Source organism: Marinilabilia salmonicolor JCM 21150, assembly GCF_000259075.1.
Taxonomy (GTDB): domain Bacteria; phylum Bacteroidota; class Bacteroidia; order Bacteroidales; family Marinilabiliaceae; genus Marinilabilia; species Marinilabilia salmonicolor.
In genome coordinates this window covers 577,714-596,024 of sequence record NZ_AJKI01000002.1, presented here as the reverse complement: position 1 = coordinate 596,024, position 18,311 = coordinate 577,714, and the positions used below count along the sequence as shown (strand labels likewise).

General features: G+C 43.4%; 9 protein-coding genes. 6 read left to right on the top strand and 3 right to left on the bottom strand.

From position 1 onward, the window contains the following. Positions 1–63 precede the first annotated feature (63 nt). Positions 64–5,445 carry a hypothetical protein gene (locus W7W_RS0103240; protein ID WP_010662411.1) on the bottom strand — a complete coding sequence of 1,794 codons (5,382 nt, stop codon included), beginning with the start codon at positions 5,443–5,445 and terminating at the stop codon, positions 64–66. Positions 5,446–5,944: 499 nt separating this feature from the next. On the opposite strand from W7W_RS0103240, the gene W7W_RS0103230 reads away from it, so the two are divergent. Next, complete coding sequence (locus W7W_RS0103230) at positions 5,945–7,465, top strand: TolB family protein (RefSeq protein WP_010662410.1); 1,521 nt, start codon at positions 5,945–5,947, stop codon at positions 7,463–7,465. A 238-nt stretch (positions 7,466–7,703) separates the two neighbouring features. Here the strand turns inward: W7W_RS0103230 and ccsB are convergent, their stop codons facing one another. Beyond that, positions 7,704–10,772, bottom strand: a complete 3,069-nt coding sequence (gene ccsB / locus W7W_RS0103225) for a c-type cytochrome biogenesis protein CcsB (RefSeq protein WP_010662409.1) — start codon at positions 10,770–10,772, stop codon at positions 7,704–7,706. 301 nt (positions 10,773–11,073) lie between these two features. Continuing rightward, on the bottom strand, positions 11,074–11,442 hold the full coding sequence (locus tag W7W_RS0103220) for a YccF domain-containing protein (protein ID WP_010662408.1): 369 nt from the start codon (positions 11,440–11,442) through the stop codon (positions 11,074–11,076). Between the two features lie 273 nt (positions 11,443–11,715). On the opposite strand from W7W_RS0103220, the gene W7W_RS23640 reads away from it, so the two are divergent. From W7W_RS23640 to W7W_RS23965, 5 genes are all read left to right on the top strand, one after another. Continuing rightward, positions 11,716–12,078 carry a hypothetical protein gene (locus tag W7W_RS23640; protein ID WP_148660789.1) on the top strand — a complete coding sequence of 121 codons (363 nt, stop codon included), beginning with the start codon at positions 11,716–11,718 and terminating at the stop codon, positions 12,076–12,078. Beyond that, positions 12,039–12,860 carry a hypothetical protein gene (locus W7W_RS0103210; protein ID WP_010662407.1) on the top strand — a complete coding sequence of 274 codons (822 nt, stop codon included), beginning with the start codon at positions 12,039–12,041 and terminating at the stop codon, positions 12,858–12,860. Before W7W_RS23640 ends, W7W_RS0103210 begins: the two co-directional genes overlap by 40 nt. A gap of 527 nt (positions 12,861–13,387) precedes the next feature. Continuing rightward, complete coding sequence (locus W7W_RS0103200) at positions 13,388–14,968, top strand: amidohydrolase family protein (protein WP_010662406.1); 1,581 nt, start codon at positions 13,388–13,390, stop codon at positions 14,966–14,968. After that, the gene (locus tag W7W_RS0103195; protein ID WP_010662405.1) at positions 14,965–15,471 is read left to right on the top strand and encodes a YfiR family protein; all 507 of its coding nucleotides are present in this window, start codon (positions 14,965–14,967) and stop codon (positions 15,469–15,471) included. The genes W7W_RS0103200 and W7W_RS0103195 overlap by 4 nt, the downstream gene beginning before the upstream one ends. A 224-nt stretch (positions 15,472–15,695) precedes the next feature. Next, positions 15,696–18,110: a TonB-dependent receptor plug domain-containing protein gene (locus W7W_RS23965; protein WP_010662404.1), complete on the top strand. Its 2,415-nt coding sequence runs from the start codon at positions 15,696–15,698 to the stop codon at positions 18,108–18,110. Positions 18,111–18,311 lie beyond the last annotated feature (201 nt).

Sequence of the window (18,311 nt, the reverse complement as noted above, 5' to 3'; positions counted from 1 at the left end):
ATTCAGGATGTATTTAAAAACATCTAGCATAAATGACTGATTGTAATCAACCCCCAATTGCTGTCAGGATGCAAACGCTGAACAGTAACTCTGCCAATGATCCAGTGTAAAAGAATCCTTAAACTTAGGATCAGCATCATTCCCGGCAAAGGTGCGACTCACAGTAACCTTCACTGTTTTGCTGAAGAACAAAATCTCCACTTTCACTGAGAGTGTGGCACGACCTTTCAGCTGACTGCCTCCGGCAATCACCAGTCCATCCGCGGTGGTTTTGGAGCCAATAGCCTCGTAAACCATTTCCAGATAAAACTCCAGAGTTACTTTAATAAGTCCGATAATGGACAACCGCCCCGTCATTCTCAGATAAGCAGCCATCGATTGTTTATTGATATCATCCTCCATGATAAGGGTATAGTAAAAACCACCCATCACTTCCACTGACCCGCTGGCGACCCCGACATTGAGCGAAACTCCGGCTCCAAACTCAAAAGCAGCATCAAGTCGGGTAAGCCCCTGCATGGTGGTTTCCATCATAAAAAAACCACCACCACCAAAACAGGAAACCATCAGTTTGAAAGGATTTTCCGGAGAACAGAAATTGAAGCCCAGTTTCAGGGGATCTTTGTTAAAAGGCAAGATAAGTTTTGTGCCCAACATCATGTTTGAAATAGCCATAATACCCACCTCGATGTTGGGAAGCGGGAAATTATACCCCGCCACAATCCCACTTTCAGTAATATTAATGTAGGGCCCTCCGGAAAATTGATCCGATTTAATTACACTTTGCAGGCTGTTGACAAACGAGAGTGACCCGATGAGCCGGACAGGCACCGGTTTAAATTTGACATCCACATCCGCACTGGAACTGGTCCCGGATTTAAAAGCAATTTTCTGAAAGTTTAATTGCAGTGTATCAGCTACCACAATAGAAAATTCATTTATTGAGGCATTAACATCAAAATCGGGAGGTTCCTTAAGGTCAAGAGTCTTTGTCAGAATGCTGTCAAGTGATATTTCAATCTGGTCTTTCTCATTACTCAGATTTTTAATGGTAAAAAGACTTCCGGCACTATAAGACCCTTTAGTCTTTGGTTTCCAGTGATACTCCACCACAATCTTGTCACCTTTCACCTGAAATTTAACATTAGGGATTTCAGGAATAGCGTCTATCACCGTGTCGGCAACCTGCGATGCCAGGTCTTTGATTAGTGCCTGTACGTCAGACAACTGAGAAGCCATGGCCAATCCCTGTATGACAGCTGTAATTTCGGAACCATCCAGGCCTTTATCCTTAAGTCCTGAAACAAGGTTGAGCATATCATCCACGGCCTGACTCATCTCCGGGTTTATTTCCACACCGGCATCTTCAAGCTTGCTCTTCAATGCTTGGGAATTGCCGATGAATCCCGTGATATCATCAAACTGAACCTCCTTATTCGCGATTTCTTTGCCCACTTTAATGGCCTGCTGAAGTTTCTGTTGCATATTTCCTGTAACGGAAACGCCATAAGACTCAAAGGCATTGGCCAGCTCATCAAGATCCTGCAAAACAGCGACAATATCTTTATTGTCAAGCAAATCACCCACTATTTCAAGCAATACATTCAGCTTCTTCAATTCAGTATCGATGCGGGCCAGAATCATCATTATCCGGCTTTGAAGCTCTTCAATCTGATCCCTTATTTGTTCAATGCTGCTTTTAACCGCATTAATGGCACCTGATAAATCCACATCGGGTAATAAAAGATCCACAAAACTGATAATGCCAAAAATCTTTGGCATATACTTTTCGGCAAGATTAAAGATCTCATTAACCTGAACAACCAGTTTTTCCAGATCTTCTATCTTATTGCCACTGATACCTGTCAATTTGGAAAATCCTGAAACCGCCATATTAGGAGTCAGAAAACCACCACTCTTTTCAGTATCGCCGAAAACCAAAGAAGGCTTTTCATCCTCTATCACCTTGGCAAATACCATAGAGAGGTTGTTGTCATCCACCAAACTTATTCTTACCGGGTTCCGGTCACCGGTCAGTTCTTCAATCTGCCGCACAAAAACAGAAGCTTCCTTTAATTCAGGATAGAAATCAATAAGATTGACCATTTGGCCTTTTTCTGCTCCAAAAATGATGCTTTGAGTCTCAAAGGAGGTATCTCCCGGAACCAGACTCCGGGCATAAGAGATGGAACGCGATGCAGACGACGAACTGAAATAGTCCCAACCAGCATCGTTGTAATGATCCACCACCAAATGTTGGCTGCTCAGTGAACCATCGATGAAAACAAGCGGTACTTCCAGCGAAACCTGTTTCCCGGAGGCATCATCCACTAAAATTTTGAAGGGATCAGGTGCAGAATGATTTCGTGGTTGATATAATTCAAATACCTCTTTGGAATTTATCGGTCTGACCGGATGAATCTTTTTAAACCTGTCCTTAATTTCAACACGTTGAAACGGAAAAGGAACAAACGTCGCATTGCTTCCCTGACTGAAGTACAGTTCAGGTTGAGTAACTTTTATATATTCCCTCTTTACAAGGAGGGCAGCAACGATCCCGTTGACCTTCCTTAATTCCCGGGTAACAGTGGTTATTTTAACAGCTTTGTGCCCAAAAGGAAAAAGGAATCCACGACGTACCACTTTTATAAAATGATCACGTCCCATGGTCGCCCGCTGATCCCAGCCTATCAGACCAGTATCCTGAACAGGAGTGTCCATTTTAAAGGCATAGTTAAACCATGCTCCCATCCCGGAAAGCATAAGCTGGTCTGCTTTTACCGGCTCAGGCAATACCTTACGACTGGATCCGGCGACTTTTAAGTTTGTGTAATTTGAAGTGAGGTGCACCAATTCGTGGAAGTCAATGGGCCGTGGAATATTATTGAGTCCGTCATTTCCGGGAACAGGACCATCCCCAACCTTTTCATTTGCCCATTTGCTCCAGATTACTCTTACTGTTTTTAGGGCGTTAAGCGCATCTTCATCCACCTCTCCCGAAGCCAGACGAACCCCCATCCGTGTGTGCCACAACTCAAAAAGCTGCCCTGCTTTAGGTGCCAGAATCCGGGGAATATTCAGGATCAGAGGAGATACCAGGTTTTTATAAGTTCGTTTAATGGGCTTTACCTGAAGAGACCCGGTTTGAGGTTTCCCCTGAATGAGTGTTTTCTGGTTGGGCTCTCGTCGTAAGGGTTGTACAGTTACACGGGAGCGTTTAACAGGCCGTGAGGGATCAATCCGCAAATCTTCGGAAGGCCTTACAGGCGCCAGCCCTCCTTCCTGAGAAACATCCAGGCTATGAACTGAGCCTTCATTGTACTCTTCAAACTCATCTTTAAGCAGGATGGAGTGATTAAAACCGGCAAACTGATTAGGAGAAATCTCTGCATAGACAGGAGCTTCAATCGATGTTTCAAGATGCGAAGGGGGCTTCATCTCAAGAAGATTTCGCATAGCCCCGCTTAAGGTGTCGGGGATACTAAGTTCAATTTCAGGAGTGGCAAGTGCCGGGGTCAATTGCTGATCATCCAGAGACATGACTGAAGCACCGCGGGGTGTGGAAGCCATCGCAACTTTCAGCTCCATGGCAGACATAGGCTGGCTGATAGTTTTGGATGGCTGAGTCCCGGTAGTAATGGTTCTGACTTTACGTGATATAACAGGAACCACACCGGGTCTGATTTTAACCGATGACAAATCGCGCCGGCGTCCTAAAGGAACCGACAAATCACGAATTCTGGCTTTTATCAGGCTTACTGCGGCGCTGGTGTTAAACCATCGTGCCCGGTAATTAACCTGAAGCTCAAATTTTGACCAGTCAAGCAGGTCACTCATAACCAGTCGAATCGGCGGATAATCTGATGGGACTTTAAAAACCAGACGACTGTTGCCGGCTCTTAAAAACTGAACAGGTACATTATAGGTTCCAAACTCTTCAAAGGCCTGTTCCCGAAGGTGCTGAGAAGGGAAATTTACAATAAAGAAAGCCGGATCTTTGGTGTTGTCAATCTCAAGGATGTTATTCTCCAGCTTAAAATTTGCAAACTCAAATTGCAGGTTAAGGAAATCTTCCGGACGTACCAGATTGAATTTTATTGGTTCGAAAATTCTTAACCTGAGCTTCAGAGACTGCTTGTTGACGTATAACCAGCTGGTTCTGTCCTGTTGCTGTGTAAATTCAAATATGCCAAAGTTTTGTGCTTTTCCTGACTCCACTTTTTGGAGGCGCTGGATAACCGGATCCTGAGGTTGAACATCCACTTCAACTGGTTGGATGTAAGACACCGGTAATGAACGGGCGCCCTGTACGGATATAACTGATTCTGTAATCCGTGCTTTACAATTGATGTCGTAAACTTTAGTCCCCTCTCCAAAGAGCCTGAAACAGGCTGTTGCAGAACCTGCTAACCCAAAGGCAGCATGGGAATGTCCATACCACTGGGGATTATCTCCCAAATCGGCCACCAATCCAAAATATTCATTATCATCGCTGTATTCCTTCACAAACCGACTTCGGAAAAGCGACAGCGCAGTGCCATCAACATTCATAGATTGATAGATCAAATTACTTTGATCCTGAGTTTCATTGCTTGCCCAGAAAAATCCTTCCCGCCGTCTTTCTGAAAGCACCAGTCCGGTGTATCGAAACGGATATTCCAGAGTCTGAAAAAATCCACGCTCTCCTGAGTCCAGTTTCGTTAAACCCTTAAATTTATCTTTAGGGCCTTCAAACATTATCCAGCTGTGAGCCTCTGGCTTTCTGAGCTTTACCCAATAAGCAGAAAGAGGCGGAGCCAACTGAACCTTCAAGCCGTCAAAGCGCTCAAGGCTCCCCAGAATGTTTACCGTAACCAATTCATCAGGTTGAAGCCTTAACTGCCAGTTTTTATCCAACCTTAATTTACCAGCAGGAATAAAAAGCCAATCGGCATTACCAAGCAAAATTTGTTTGGTGCGACGATGAAATCCTTCAAGCTGAACGTGTCCCTTGAGCCAGGGAATAAAAGCCACTTGTTTATTTATGTCAAGATGCGGAAAACGAATATGCATTTGCCATTCACCGGTTTTATTACTGATGGCAGCTTTAAAATCGGCCCGAATACCACTCCCCGGATAGACCGCATTCTTTAGGAGAACAAAAAAACCACGGTCAGATTCGCGGTACTTCAAAACAGCGTTTTCCCCAAATTCTGTCGGGTTTACAGCCCAGGCTATTTCTCCGCCATAAATAAACCGGATAGTTTTCCCTTTTTTACTGACCTGAAATGGAGTAGAAAGAGCTTTCCCAAGCATTCGGGTAACGGGAGAGAAACCGATTAAAATGAGGAACATTTTTTTTAATACCATTCGTCGGGAAGGAGAGATTGGCCCCGGGTTGGTCTTCAAGTCACGGTTTAAAAACCTTTTGGTTTCCAGGAGGTTGAATTTTTTCCTTGAATGCATAAGAGTATGTTAAGGATAAATGGAATATGCAACTTCGTCTTTCCACTGTTACACACAGATGACACACATAAAAATGATGAGTGCTGCCGGTTAGGCGGGGACTATTCAAGACCAACCCCTGCTTAAAATAATGCAGGTTAAGAAGAACTATTATGAAAGGGTCGATTTTCCAATCAGAAATAAAATTAACCGCAATAATTTACAATGTCAACTTAACCAACTATGCAATTGAACTTTCGTGAAGAAACAGGATCCTTAATTGTGTTTTCAGGAGAATGTAAAGGACTTTTTCAGCCTATGGCTTTATCCCCGCAGTTCCTTATCTTTGGAAAAACAACTTATAAAACCATGAAACGAACATGATATTTTTTAAGCATAAATATCACAATAGAATTTGTTTAAAAAATATTATGTGAGAGCGAAGCGGTTCTTCCGATTTCTCGGAATTCTCAATTTTTTTATTTGGTTTATTATCAGGTAATTACAAAATTTCAAACGGATGAAACAATTACACACAACTAGAAACGGAGCCATCCTCCTGATTGGCTCATTAATCATGAGCTTTATGACTAATGCACAGACGCCCGACACAGGCATTTTTACCGAACAAAACGATATCGGAAAAACAGGCATTACAGGAAATGCCTTGTATAATCCGGAAAACCAAACTTATACCATCAGCGGAAGCGGAGAAAACATCTGGTTCGATGAAGATGCCTTTCATTACGCATGGCGTGAAGTATCAGGAGATTTTATTCTGAGAGCCCGGATGAAGTTTGAAGGAGAAGGACATCATTCGCACCGTAAGATGGGTTGGATGTTGCGCAAAAATAAGACAACTGGTTCGCCGCATTACAGTGTCGTAGTGCACGGCGACGGACTCACGTCTCTTCAGTACAGGGCAACAGAGAAAGGTGAAACACTGGAAATGTCATCGGAGATTCAGGCGCCGGATGTTGTGCAATTGGAACGAAGGGGCAAGACACTGATAATGTCAGTGGCCAAATACGGAGAGCCATTCACTTCTATCACCTTTGAAGCAGATAGCATAGATGACAATCTGATGGCGGGGCTATTTGTCTGTTCCCACGACAGCACCACGCTTGAGAAGGCAGTTTTTGAGAATGTACGGTTCGTTAAGCCGGCTCCGGCAGAGCTGGTTCCCTATCAGGATTATCTGGGAAGTCATCTGGAAGTGATGGAACTTGCCACAGGCCTTCGAAAAAGCATCTTTACCTCCCCCATCTCCATTCAGGCCCCCAACTGGACGCCGGACAACAAGCATTTGATCTACAACAGTGAAGGATTACTTTTTAGCATTCCTCCAACCGGTGGAATCCCCCAACAAATCAATACCGGATTTGCCACCAGCAACAACAACGACCATGTGCTCACTTTTGACGGAAAAACCATCGGCATCAGTCATCATTCCAGCGATGACAAAGGAAACTCGGTAGTTTACAGTCTCCCGGTGGAGGGCGGAACACCAATGCGAATTACCGATAAAAGCCCTTCCTATCTCCATGGCTGGTCTCCCGACAATCAATTCGTGATTTATACAGCCGAACGCAACGGACAATATGATATTTACAAAATCCCCGTGGACGGAGGTGAAGAGATTCAACTGACCAACCAAAAAGCACTGGATGACGGATCGGAATACTCACCCGACGGGAAATACATCTATTTCAACTCCGCCCGTACAGGAACTATGCAGCTTTGGCGCATGCTTCCCGATGGAACGGAACAGGAACAGCTCACTTTTGATAGTTACAACGATTGGTTTCCCCACGTTTCTCCAGATGGCAAAGAAATTGTTTTCATCTCTTACGGGCCGGAAATAGATGCGGGCGATCACCCGTTCTACAAACATGTTTATCTGCGAAGGATGCCTACAGATGGCGGGCAACCCGAAATTATTGCATATTTGTACGGCGGTCAGGGAAGTATTAATGTACCCAGCTGGTCACCTTGCGGGAAATATATCTCTTTTGTGAGTAACAGCGGAGTTTGGTGGTAAGCCCCACCAACCTCCCCCAAGGGGAGGCTAAAAAAATCCCGAAGAAGTTTTCATCTAAGCGAAAGACTCTAATTCATCCGTATAAAATTAATTTTTCAAGGTCGGATGGAACTCGCATGCAAGAATTTATACATTTTCTTTTGAGGCAATCGTTGCCATGCTCGTTTCATTTGTAACGCAAATCCTTAAAAGTCCCCCTTGGGGGGATTTAGGGGGCCCTTTCACTAATGGCTAACGACTAATTCACTTTTATCTTCCTATCTTTCCAGTAGGCATATCCAATAAGCACCGATACTATCACCACTGAATAATAAACCGCGGACGGGATGGGTACGGGATCACCTCCGGCATAAGAGTGCATCCCTGTGAGGTAATAATTCACTCCCAGGTAAGTCATTATTACAGAAGCAAAGGCCAGAATTGATGCCGTATTAAAAGCCATCCGGCCGCGCAGTCCGGGAATCATCCGCATATGAACCACAAAAGCATAGATCAAAATGGTAATGAGCGACCAGGTTTCTTTGGGGTCCCAGCCCCAGTAGCGTCCCCACGATTCGTTGGCCCATACACCGCCCAGGAACGATCCAATCGTCATCAGATACAATCCCACAATCAGTGCCATTTCATTGATAGCGGTCAATTCATCAATGGCAAGGCTCATTCTGGATTTATTTTCTTTGGTTTTCAATGTGGTGAGCAAAAGATTCATAAAGCCCAGCAATGCTCCCAGGGTCATGAATCCGTATCCACCAATAATAACAGCTACATGTAAAGTCAGCCAATACGATTTCAGCACCGGAACCAGGTTGGTAATCTCAGGATTCATCCAACTAAGGTGTGAAACCATCAGCACCACTCCGGCAAAAAGAGCCGTCACCGACAGCACCAATGGTGAGCGACGGCTAAACAAAAGTCCTGCAAGCAACAGTGCCCAGGCAATAAAAATCATCGACTCATAACCGTTGGACCACGGGGCGTGCCCCGAAACATACCAGCGCAATGCCATACCAAAAGAATGGTAGAGAAATGCAATGCCAATTATCCATAGTGCTGCCGTATTGATCCATTTTTTGGACACGGGCGGATAAACCAGTCCCAGAATATTGTATAGCACCAGAACAATGCCCAAAACAAAAAAGAAAGTAGCCAGCCACATGAAGATATTCAGACGGTTGTAGAGAATTTCTGCATTGCGAATGGCATCAGATGGCAGCAGTTTACCTCCATGCGCATCCTGGAAATCGGAAATATCACCCAACACATCCAATGCCCTGCCCGAATTATTTTCACGTACCGCGACGATAAACGCCGGCATGGCGGATGCAACGAACAAACTATCTGTTGCGGAAAGTCCTTCCGGTGCTCTGGATGGGATAAGCCAGGGCTCTTCCCGGTTGTTGTTAACAGGGAACATTCGGTGGAGTTCGCCCGATTGAGCCATATAAAACACATTGACCTGTTCATCAACCTTAATCAGTTCCTGCTCAAGCTTGTCGCGATTGGCCGGATTTTTCCGGTACGCCGCATCAACCATCTCTTTAATCTTGTAACTGCGGTCAGCCAGAAAGAAGTCACTAAAAGCGGCCTTTTTACCGGAAACCCCCAACAACTCCTTTAAATGAGGATGCTTCACCGTAATCAGGGGCACCCGCTGCCATTCGGCCGGGTGAGTAAACATGCCCAAAAGCATCTGGTCGGGATTAAACCCTTTAAAACTGTTGTGCTTAACCAGCTTCACCATGATTTCCTGATGCAAACTGTTGAGCGGCTTTATTCTTCCTCCTTTATCCTGAACCCACAACTGTCCCAACTTTTCGGCAATATCCTCATCAGCCCGGGGGGGCATTTCCTGAGCAAAAGAAGTGGCAGAAAGCATTAACAACAAAAGAAGTCCAAGACTTTTACGCTTTTGATAAATGGTATTGGTTTTTTGCAACAACTGGCGAAACCTTGTTTTGGGGGCAAAAAGCGACCAAAACATACTGACACTCATCAGAAAATACCCAAGATAAGTAATGATTGTCCCCAGGAAATCACGATTAACAGAAAGAATAGTCCCTTTTTCGTCCCGATCGTAAGACGATTGGTAGAACCGATACCCATCGTAGTTCAGAATATTGTTCATAAAAATACGGTAATCCATTTTAAGATCTTTACGCTGATCAATTAGCGTGACCTCACTGGCATAAGACGAAGGACTTTCCGAACCGGGATATCTCTCCAGTTGAAAATCATTTAACCGGATGGCAAAAGGAAGCTGAAGCGGCAGTGAACCATAGCGAATCGAAATTCTACCATCTGGCAGGGTTAAAGTATTAGGCTCATCAAAAACTCCTTTTTTCCCCGTTACATGAAGATCATAACTCCTGTCATCCGTCGAAATCCTAAAAGAAACCACATCAGAAAGCCCGGAGCCTCCCTGTCCCGGCACAGAAACCGGACCCAATTCAGCCTCCGGCCAGAAGCGGGACAAGGCAAATTTCACATTATCTGACGAAAACAAAGTTCCCGGCTGCATCTCAACGATGGTAGCAGGAGCAATTGATTCCTGAGTCCCTGAAGTCATTGAGGATTTTTGTAAAGTTTTTCTGCTTTGCAGTACAATACCTTCCCTGTCCTTACGACGAATGATATAATCCACGCCTGCGGGATCTTGCGGCTCAAAAGCAAAGGTTACACCCTGCCGGTTTATCCGCTCTCCCGGTGCCAAAAACTGCTCCTCTCTGCCAACAGAAGATGAAAACAATATGCCGGCCAACGGTTGTCCCCCAGGCTTTTCCACTGGACGAACAGCTGCATTCTGTACGTACGAGACACTCTCGATCTCATAAGTTTGAGTGTTAATTTCCACTCTCGCAGAGAACTCCCGGGGCGTACGGGCCGAAAGAAAAACCTGCTCATGAACCACATCTGTACCTCCCTGATCTTCAACCTCAACGGTCACATATCCCTCAGAAGAATAATAAGTATCCGATATTTCACCTTCACGAATGGGCATGCTTCCCTCAAACCCCACATATCGGGTTATTGCAGCCCCTACAATGATGATGAAAAACGACAGGTGAAAGAGCAAAACAGGAAACTTGGACCACCGCCAGAGATTGAAAGCAAACAAATTTCCAAACATATTTATGGCAAGCAACAGAAATATCAGTTCGAACCACCAGGTGTTGTAAACCAATGCCCGTGCAGCATTGTAACCAAAATCATTTTCCAGGAAAGTTGCAATCGATAGAACAACAGCCAGCAAAATAAAAAGAGCACCCATCAACTGACGGGAGGTAAGAAAATTAATCACACGATCCATAAAGCATTATATTTACATAGTTGGATTTAATTTGCTAAAATAGGGATTTAATTAGTGTTTGTCTAAAAAGTCCAACTTCTGCGTTGTTGCTCAAAATATAAATACTCAAATACACTGGTATTCTGCGGTTTATATTTTTCACACACCTTGAATTTGAACTTTCTACCTCAAACACGTGAAAAACGCTTCGTTTATGGACAGACACTTAGTCTTTGCAACAAGCCCTTAGTTCTCCTGCCGGCGCCAATTAAAAACCATATGCCCCAGACCAATTCAGATAAATTCCACAAAACAATAATCCCTATTCCACCCGATAGCCAAATGGTGTAAGGGCCAATCCGGCAAGTTTAAAATGTTGCTTAGCAAAAGGTATCCCGATAATGGTGATGGCCAGCAACACTCCAAAGATCAAATGAGTGGCAGCTATCCAGATTCCTCCAATCAGAATCCAGATGATATTCATAATTGTACTCAGACAACCTCCATTGGATGAACTTGGCACAACTCTCTGACTAAACGGCCATAATGCCAGCAAGCCAAGCTTAAGTGTTTGCAAACCAAAAGGAATACCGATAATGGTAATCATCAGTAAAATACTGGCAACAAAATATTCGATGGCAGTGATTAAACCGCCAAAAATGAGCCAAATAAGATTTCCAAGAAGTGACATAATACGGGTTTTAGTTGAAAAATTATTGTAAACAGGACAGGCCCGACTAACCTGAACTATTCATAAATTATCTGTTACAATGTTCAACTACCGGCTAAATACAGGCGTCCTCAATAAAATTGATTTGAAAATAAATTATTATTCCCTTCATCAACCTTCTTTGCGGTTGCCCGTATTTATTGGTATTTGAACATCTCATGACAAAAACTTATGAAACGAAGTTCGACGAAGTCAATAGGCCAGGCTAAAAGAACTTTACCAAACAAAATGTTAATGAGTAAAAATAAAGAAATTATTTACACATTCGGGTTTTTACCCCAATGCGAATCAGAATTCAACATTGTAATAAAGATTGAGAATCTTCTCTACTGCCATGGAGGCTCTCCCGAAAGGTTACCCAATGCAGAGAAAACCTATCCAACCAGGAGATTTGCACCGGTTTGCAGGCATATTTCACTCCAGTGCAGGAAGAACACTGAGTTGAAACCACTCTCTGTCACCAAAACAGGCACAACACTAATATACTCACAGATAATTACGGGCATATATATTGTTTTATTATATTTATCCCACCAATCTGATCCAAATCCTAAATTATGCAAATTCTTATTTTCATTTTATCTGCCATCCTCCTGATTTTGATAATAGCACTTGTTTTCAAGAAAGATTTCAGGGCAGACGTCATCCGCTCCACCGACAACAGCGGAGAGATTAAACATTTCAAATTTAAAGGCACTCTTTTTTGGGTTGTTTACGCTTTTACAGCAGCCGGCACAATATATCTGGCTCTTCAGCACGACAAACACAGCCAGAGCGTTTGTTCGCCATTTCTCGCTTCAGAAAGCGATAGTTGGGTTGCAATTGACCTCAACAAAGCTGCACCTGTAGATATTTTTTATGGCTGCGATACGCTTAAGGAAAGAAAAATATTCTCGACCATCCCGAAACTAAATATGGATTTGACCCTGGATGAGGACCTCCGGGTAAGAGGCATTGAATCAAGTTTTCAGTTTGGAGAAATCAGCGAAAAGTCCATCAGTAAACTATTGAATTGCAACAGAATGAGCATGGAACAATACATCGAAATCTATTTCAGTTTCGACATGAACACGCTGCTGGTGGATACAATCAAGAACCAACCTACTCTATACGACTGGTATGAATACAAAAAACTCCCCTTTCGGATTCAACCAAAGATCCTTGGAGAAGGAATGGTAGAAGTTTCAATTATAGGAAAAAAACCTCAACTTGATTCACTTGAAATCGGGCCATTGTCCCTTGGGAATAAATGGAGCAAAACCATTCTTCACGATAACAGTGCTTACATCATCCGGCTGAGGTCAAGAGATATATACACCAACAACGATTACTCAGAACATGCCAATTTCCAGATTATTAAACTCAGCTTAAAACAGTAATTAGATGAAAGTTTATTAGTCAGTAGTGGGAATCTCTCATACTGACATAACCAAAGAACTAACGAAACCGTATAGATAGCACATTTTTAAAAGTTTATAATTTGAGTTAGATGAAAGAATAACGGATACCTCAGGAATTCTTGACCTATTATCCCTAATCTTCCGGAGGTGGATGAAGACCCCAAAACATACAATAAATTTCATTATTGTCCAGAAAAACTAATCTCCTGAAAAAAGATTGCTTCGTTTTGCTCGCAATGTCCCCGTTCTACGGATTGTAATGCAGGATTGAGGAGTTGGTTTTCAAGTTCAACCCTCCACATTTTTTAGCCTGCCAATTCAGGGACAGGAGAAACACAGTTTCCGTCCACTTCTGGTAAACAACCTATATGTTTTGATAAATAGACAATTTTTTATGATAAAAATCACATCCTTTTGGAAAGTGAACCGTATAAGACCAAGCACAAACACTGAAACCCCAATGTTTCTGCGTAGAAATAAAAAATAAACAGAAAACCTAACCCAACATGAACAAACCCTATTTTGATTTTCATGTACACCCATTGATCAAACCTTTTGGTCATGCATGTAAACGCTTACTGAAATACAATAAACACCTTGACCCTCAATATTTTTCCCGCGAATGGCTGGAAGCCAATCATCCTTCAATCCTAAAGGATTTCTTGAATCCCCGATCGAAAGCCTCCCTCTGGAACGATAAGCGCCCATGTCGAATTTTAAACAAACTCTTTGGAGAACTGGCATTTGCCAAGTTTTCACAGAGCAATCTGACGGCTGCCAGGGCAGGCAATAGTCGTGTAGTGTCGCTCTCCCTTTATCCCATCGAAAAAGAGTTTCTCTCCCAATCTTTTGATCAGAAACTTACCGGACTCCCCCTGTTCAAAAACATTGTAACGGGCGTCAGTGATGCACGCATCAAATATATCCAGGGGTCGGATTACCGGTATTTCGATGACACCGTCGCACAATATGAATATCTTAAAACATCAGCCGAATTATCAAGAGGAACAAAACAGGAATTCTTTCTTGCCTCCACTTATTCCGAAATAGAAGATCTTCTACAAGAACATCCCTCAGCCATCATTGGATTTATTTCCATTGAAGGGGCCAATGTTTTCTATCCCACCAAAGAAGTCAGAAAAGCAGACATCCCCCATGTTCTGGAGAATATAGAAATCGTCAAAAAATGGGAATACCCCCCACTGATGGTATCGCTTGCCCACCATTTCTACAACGGCTTTGTTTCTCATGAAGAAAGCCTGGTGAAAATGGTCAGGAATTTGGGCAACATTGATCAGTCAAAAGGATGCAATGAAGAACTGTCGCTCATCCCGGGATTTCACTATTACACGGCCGAAGGTATCAGTGTAATCGAAAAATTGCTGGATAATTCATGCGGTCGTCGCATTCTTATTGATCTGAAACATATCGATTATCGCGGTCGCAAGGAATATTACCAACACATAAAAAAGAATTACAACAATGAAGTGCCTGTAGTATTTTCACATGCCGCAGTTGGCGCTGAAACAGAAGAGGGCTGGTTTAACAACTGGACCATCAACCTGAACAACGATGACATAAAAGCAGTCTGGGAAACCCGCGGACTCATAGGCCTTGAATTAGATCAAAGATTACTGGGGTTTAATGAATACCTCAAATATTGTAAAGATCAAGACATAAAAATCCATCGTCAGTCGCCTGAATTCAACGCAGCATTAATATGGAATGCAGCCAAATACATTGCCAATGAATGTGCAGGAATTCTGCATAATACCCCCGGCGAAAACCGAACCAACGCATGGTGCTGCATCTCTGTTGGAAGTGACTTTGACGGTCTCATCAATCCAGTAAACGGATATCCCACCCTGCGTTATTTTAAACGACTAGAGGATGAGCTGACAAAATATGCCAAAGATTTTCTGAACGAGCCTTCCAGACTACTTCATAAATATTCCCCTGCCTCTGCCACAGAACTGGTGGAGGGTTTGATGACCACAAACGGATTACAATTTTTAAAAACCAATTTTCGAAAAACCGAGCACCCTGCCTATAATTCTTATTTAACATCAAAACCTGTTTTATCATGAAGAAGATTGTTTTTCTTTTGTTATTGAGTCTTATGGTGACATCACCGGCCAGTAGCCAGATGTCACAATTCAAAGCCTTGTTTCTTTTCAACTTTGCCAAAAATGTCGATTGGTCTGATTATGGTGGCACATCGGATTTTGTAATCACCGTTATCGGGAATGATGAACTGGCAAAAGAATTAAAAGGTCTGGCAAAAATCCGGAAAATCAACAACAGTAACCTGGTCATCAAAGAAGTCAGAAATGCCGAGGAAGTTGGTGATTCGCACATCATTTACCTCTCCGCAACCCAGAGTAGTCTGATGCCGATTATTGCATCCTACCAAAAAGACAATCCGGTATTAATTGTCGCTGACAAGCAAGGACTCTGTGCGCAAGGTGCTGCTATCAGTTTTTTCACCGCTAACGGAAAGCTCAAATTCGAAATTTGTCCCAGAAACGTGGAATCGCACGGAATAAAAATATCGCAAAGGCTGCTTGCATTGGGAAGTGTCGTTCAATAAACAGCATCGTCAACAATTAAAAAAACCATTCCCAAACAGTTAATTGACGATTTTTTCTTCAAAATGAGTTCAATTATCCGAAAATAATTCCTTTTTCTCTTAACACAAATTTCACCCTGATGTAACGAGGACGCAGCTTTGATTTCTCAAATCTGCCAAAACAAGATTTGGATAAAAGAATTTCCAGTTCCATCAGACCAATAACTTAGATAAATTATTTACTGATGAAAAAATTTATATTTCTATTCATTCTAACCTTTGCTTGTGTTGCCGGATTCTCTCAGGATCCGCAAAACAAGGAAATGACACGCGAACAGGTACTCACCATGTCAGTTGATGAACTTTCTCAACTGCCTTTGGAAGATTTGATGGCCGCCATGGATCTCATGGGTGTTTCGAGCATGGAAGAACTCACCAACCTGCTCATCAATAAAGGTGTCAGCTCTGCATCCAAACGTGTGGAAAATGCTTTCGACTCACCATTAGCCTCTACGACCCTGACAAAAGAGGAGATCGAAATGTCCGGTGCCACCACCATTGAAGAAGCACTTCGACTGGTTCCAGGAGTCATTGTACGGGAAAAAACCAACGGCAATTTCGATGTCCACATCAGAGGGTTAGACAATCTGCCACAAAAAAACATGCTGATCTACTCAGAAAACACCAACACGCTGCTAATGATTGACGGCCGACCGGTATTTAATTACGTTCACGGAGGTATTGTGTGGGAAACCCTTCCAGTGGGGTTTGCCGACATTGACCGCATTGAGGTAGTTCGCGGACCTGCCAGTGCATTGTATGGCCCCAACGCTGTCAACGGCGTCATCAACATTCTCACGGAAAAAACGAATGCTTCTTCTTCACTGGTATCCGGATCGGGTCAAATGGGCACACAAAACACTTACACCGGAGATATAGCTATTCGCAAAGACTGGGGTAACGGAATTACCACTTCAGTAACTTCCAACTACCAACACCGGGAACGCGATACAAAAGAAATTTATGTGTTTGGAAAAGAAGGAATGTCTCTGCCGGACAATTCAGGAGGAAGGACTGTTTTTGACGGAGGTCGTTTTTTTCAAATAGATCAATATTCCCGTTTGGTGGATGCCAACGGATTGTCAATATCCGATCCTTTTGATGACATCGATGAACTTTTTGATGACCCGGGGCTCGCACGTGAAAACTATGGGATCAATGGCTATGTGGGATACAACCCGGAAGGGATTGCCAGTTTTGATCTAAGTGGCGGCTACCAGAATTCCTATGTTAATTCCTCAACCCTTGGTGATCCTCCAACATCTTTTGGGGGGCGAAAATCGAACACCTGGTATGGAAACCTACAGGCTGCCATCGGTCGCTTAAAACTACAAACCAATTATACCGGAGGAACACAAAACTTTGCCACCGGCGATCAGGGGTTCAAAATTGACATGGGGCAGTTCAACGCTTCTGCAGAGTTTGACTGGCAGATAAAGTCCTTAAACCTGCACCCGGGCGTAAGTTTTCAAAATGCTTCGTACGATGACTCACCGTATCTGAAAGACGGTGAGAGCGGCTACCTCAACGGAAAAAAAGAGCTGAACACACTGTCCGCTAGTTTACGTGCAGATTACCTTGCCTTCGGGAAACTCAGACTGGTAGCCGCTCTCCGGGCCGAGAAATACAATTACCCGGATAAGTTGTATGGATCATGGCAGTTTGCCGGAACGTTACCAATCGGAGAAAGACAACGAATCAGGGCCGTTTACAGCAGGGCCAACCGCTCTTCATTCATTGTCAACTCTCACTCCAACTATACCTGGGATCGCGAAGGACGCATGCCCCCCAGATTCATTCATTTTGCCGGAAACGAAGATTATGATTTGATGACCATCGATATGATAGAACTGGGTTACCGCATCAGACCCGCCAGTAACATTGTACTGGAAGCCGAAGTATTCGGTTCTGACAGCAGGAATTACGGAGCACTCATGCCTGCATCAACCACACTGAATCTGAGCCCGGAAATCTTCCAATATGCCGACAACCCGATAATGATGTTGATGGCTACACAGCCACGCACCAGCATCGTATATCAGAACATGGAACTGGATGCCCGCCAAATTGGAGCTTCAATAAGCATGGACTGGGTTCTTTCATCCAGGCTAATCGCTAAAATGCATGCCACCTGGCAAAAAACAACTCTGCAGGATTTCAGCAGCTACACCCGTGATGAAATCATTGAAATGCAAATGATGTCACTGGCCCAACAAATTGAACCCAATGCCATGGAAATCATGACCGGGCAATTGACCGAATTAAGCACATCGGCTAAACCTGAAGATTTACAGGACGATTTGGAGCACGAAAGCACTCCATCGCTTTGGGGAATGGTAAGCCTGACCTACAAACCGATCGAAAAAGTGGAAATCTCAAGTTACGGCTACTATTTGTCCGAACAAACTTTTGCCAATCAGTACGCCTCTCAAACCATTGACCCAAAATTCATTCTCAATGCAAAAGCCACTTATAAGTTGAACAATTTCGCCAAAGTATTTATCAATGCACGAAATATCCTGAATGACAATTCCAATGAATTCGCATTTATGGACAACGTGGGTGGTATTTACCTGGTCGGATTAAGATTTAATTATTAGGACTATATAGCAAAAGAACAGGACGAGGCTGTCTCAAAAGTCCAAATTTGATGTCATTCTGAGCTTGTCGAAGAATCTTTTCCTTTGAAAGACAGATGTTTCGACTACGCTCAACATGACACATCTTTAGAGTATTATACTTTTGAGACAACCTCGATTTTTTATTTCTTTAAACCAGGTAATTCCCTGATAAACCCGGTT

What these genes read in the sequence shown, in the direction of transcription:
- W7W_RS0103240 (WP_010662411.1), bottom strand. Translation starts at nt 5,445, where the DNA reads ATGCATTCAAGGAAAAAATTCAACCTCCTGGAAACCAAAAGGTTTTTA.
- W7W_RS0103230 (WP_010662410.1), top strand. Translation starts at nt 5,945, where the DNA reads ATGAAACAATTACACACAACTAGAAACGGAGCCATCCTCCTGATTGGC.
- ccsB (WP_010662409.1), bottom strand. Translation starts at nt 10,772, where the DNA reads ATGGATCGTGTGATTAATTTTCTTACCTCCCGTCAGTTGATGGGTGCT.
- W7W_RS0103220 (WP_010662408.1), bottom strand. Translation starts at nt 11,442, where the DNA reads ATGTCACTTCTTGGAAATCTTATTTGGCTCATTTTTGGCGGTTTAATC.
- W7W_RS23640 (WP_148660789.1), top strand. Translation starts at nt 11,716, where the DNA reads ATGAGTAAAAATAAAGAAATTATTTACACATTCGGGTTTTTACCCCAA.
- W7W_RS0103210 (WP_010662407.1), top strand. Translation starts at nt 12,039, where the DNA reads ATGCAAATTCTTATTTTCATTTTATCTGCCATCCTCCTGATTTTGATA.
- W7W_RS0103200 (WP_010662406.1), top strand. Translation starts at nt 13,388, where the DNA reads ATGAACAAACCCTATTTTGATTTTCATGTACACCCATTGATCAAACCT.
- W7W_RS0103195 (WP_010662405.1), top strand. Translation starts at nt 14,965, where the DNA reads ATGAAGAAGATTGTTTTTCTTTTGTTATTGAGTCTTATGGTGACATCA.
- W7W_RS23965 (WP_010662404.1), top strand. Translation starts at nt 15,696, where the DNA reads ATGAAAAAATTTATATTTCTATTCATTCTAACCTTTGCTTGTGTTGCC.